Genomic DNA, 2,914 nt, shown 5'->3' on the forward strand with positions numbered 1-2,914 from the left:
TCCGTCAGCCAGAAAAGATCAGACATGTTCACCGCTCGGTTTTCGGACCGTGAATCACGCCCCTACCCGGAAATCAATGGGTCCTGACCCTAACATGCCCAGAACAATCCGCCTTGTCCCTGGTCCACGAATGACGGTCTTTCGGTGGTTAGGGCGAAATCCTGACTTATTGAGCTTCTCCAAAACCAAGCGCTTGAAGCGCTGGACGTGCGCAAAGTCGTATTCTTCGCCACACGAAAACGCCAAGTCATCGGCATACCTTGTGAAGGTCATCCCGTATTGCTCAGCGAGCGCGCTCAAAATCTCGTCCACCTTCAACATAGCGAGATTGGCGAGCATCGGACTCGTCGGCGCGCCTTGTGGGAGCATCCCTTCATGCTCGCACTGATAGTATGGAATTGCAGGCCAACGTTCCCCTGGATCAGGTCGCGATCCGGGGCGCTCACACGCGACCGTAGTCAGTCTTGCAAATTCGAAGGAAAGGAGGCGCGGAAACCCCAAGTTCTCGAAGACGGCGGCGACGCGTCCTTCTGAGACTGTATGAAAGAATTCTTCGAGATCGATCTTGAGCAGCCAAGCGCATCCGCAATGCTCCGCCGCCGCTTCATAAGGCCGACAATCGGGATGGAACGCGAAACTGGCGGCATGTGGCCGCGTGAACTGGAGGATGTTGTCAACGATCCATCTCTGAAGGCTCATCAAAGTCCCATTCGGCACGCTGATCATGCGAACACGATTTCTGCCCGGGATACGCTTCTTGAGATAGAAGAACTTGTATGGCCTATGCGCACGCCGCCCCACCAAATCTCGAAGATGCAGGAACGGAATATCGGTCAGATGGCTGAGGTGCCTAAGCGTCAGGACTGGCGTGATTCTGGGATCGACCGCACGAATCCGCTCGAAGGTTTCCACCGCATGGTCGAGTACGGTATCGTCGACACCTTCCAGACGGCCTTGGGAGCGGTAGCGTTGAGGGTTCGGCGCCGGCATCTACTTTGACCCACCCGGGTGGGTGGTACTGCGCGTCGCGGCCAAGACACCGCCAGGCGTGACGTGCAGTATCGCGCAGCGTGAATACTCCGCTCCTCTTTGCGAACGTCGGAAATCCGACGTTCCAGGCCCCCAAGGGACCCGTCGCTGCCGAAGCAGCGCATTTCTAGACCACGTCATCGAGCCCTCAACTGTGTGGGATAGTAGAAGGGTTTGCTCGGCTTTGGAAGTATGGGGCTGCGCGCCCTGCGTCTTTTCAGCCGCCGAAGCTCGGACCGTCCGAGCGCAGACAGCGTGAGCTTTCGCGTCGTCCAACGCGCGATTTCAGTGAAGTCGACGATCTCTTGGACCGTCTCGAGCTTGAGTCGGCTGTGCGCCGATATCTGCGCGAGCGAGCGAGCACCCGCTTCAATCGCCGCAAGCACTAGCATCGTTTTGATCCATCGGCGACCACGCGAGTCTGACAAGTAAGTTTCGGCACCCCGGATACGAAGCAACTGCTCAGCCCGCGCGGCGACTTCCGCACGGTTTGTGCTAGGAAATTCTCCTTTGGCCGCGATGGTGCTGCGCCGCTGGAAGAGAGGCTCCCAGTTGCCCCATCCGCTATGTAGAATGGGCGGAGCATTGTTAGGAACACCATGTTCGAACGCAATAAGCGCTCCCGCCTCGCCATAACCGAGGGGCCTATTGTGATTGGGTGGATATGTTCGGCACAGTTGCCTCACTGCGTCGCGCGTCGGTTTGCGGAACGCGGTGTTGATCGTAGGACATCCGGTCACAGTCAGGACCTTCGGTCGCAAGCGGCTTGATTGTACGAGGCACAAACCCTCCTCGGTGCCCGAATACGCGACGACGTAGAAATCGATCAGGTGGTAGGAGCGCCAACTTCGAACCGAGGCGACAGCGCGAAATGCCTCGAGCATCTCCCAGACCCGCTGCCCTGATCCTATGAAATCCGCAACGACAACAATCGGGCCTGCTTTGCGCTTGCGCAGCAAGTCTGGACCCGGATGGTTGAGCATCTGTTGGCCATGCTGGCGACAGTAGCTTGTAATCATATTCGCGATCAGACCTTCACTTCCGACCTCGGGGCGATTTGGATCAAAGGGAATCGGTGGCGGGCCTTTGCCGACCGCGCGACCGTCCCGGGCGTTAGCGAAGATGGGCAAGACTTGGTTCTTATCCCATTCCACTTCGCGTTCTGCGTAAAAGGCGAGCGGCCTCTTACCTCCATATTGAGCATGGACTTTGTCAAACAGTTGGGTGATGCCGTTCGTTAGCTCGCCACCGCTGACGAGAAGCAGTTCGTCGATGAGGCTAGCGGCGATCTCACGATCCGTTTCTACGAAGCGCTCCAACCAGCGTTGTGCAACCTCTCTTTCCGAGAAATTTGCCACCTATCAATCTATCCTCGTGAATTTGCCGGTTTAACCAGCCTAAGCTACGACGTCAGTGTTAGTCTACTGATTTGGTTCGTGATGAGATGAACCGCAGGCTTCGTTCAAATTGGTGTTCTCTGCTGCGCAGTTTTATCAACACGGACATCGCTCCGCAGTCCGCCGATGCTTAGCATCTAAGGAATCTTAAAAATAAGACTGGGGTTCGCTTTTGGAATTACAATTACCAAAGATGACTTTGCGCGGCTTATGCCCACGTAAAACTTACATCTTCCGTAAATCGTGTTTCCAAAGCTGGCGCGGTCACAATGCATGATCATGGTATTGCTGCATTCGAGGCCCTTGGATTTGTGAACGGTGGAAAGCGTCTTCGGTAGTGGTTTGGGCCGAATTACACTGCGGCGCATGGCAATTTCGGCGTAGCCTTGGGAGGGGCTCTGTTGCGCAAATCGGGTTGGGGATTCATCTCGTGAATCCAGCATGGTAGCTGGTTGGCATGAGCAGACCGACACCCCCAAGCTACAAGA

The 2,914-nt window shown here is 56.1% G+C and carries 3 protein-coding genes; all 3 read right to left on the minus strand.

What is annotated here, in order from left to right; all coding sequences use genetic code 11:
- Nucleotides 1–54: 54 nt before the first annotated feature.
- The gene (locus tag BM075_RS23990) at nt 55–990 is read right to left on the minus strand and encodes a reverse transcriptase family protein (protein ID WP_093363116.1); all 936 of its coding nucleotides are present in this window, start codon (nt 988–990) and stop codon (nt 55–57) included.
- A gap of 176 nt (nt 991–1,166) precedes the next feature.
- The gene (locus tag BM075_RS23995) at nt 1,167–2,387 is read right to left on the minus strand and encodes a phosphoribosyltransferase-like protein (RefSeq protein ID WP_132464573.1); all 1,221 of its coding nucleotides are present in this window, start codon (nt 2,385–2,387) and stop codon (nt 1,167–1,169) included.
- 176 nt (nt 2,388–2,563) lie between these two features.
- On the minus strand, nt 2,564–2,869 hold the full coding sequence (locus BM075_RS25225; RefSeq protein WP_093363118.1) for a 3'-5' exonuclease: 306 nt from the start codon (nt 2,867–2,869) through the stop codon (nt 2,564–2,566).
- Between the last annotated feature and the right edge of the window lie 45 nt (nt 2,870–2,914).

Source organism: Tropicimonas isoalkanivorans, assembly GCF_900112335.1.
GTDB classification, from domain to species: Bacteria; Pseudomonadota; Alphaproteobacteria; order Rhodobacterales; family Rhodobacteraceae; genus Tropicimonas; species Tropicimonas isoalkanivorans.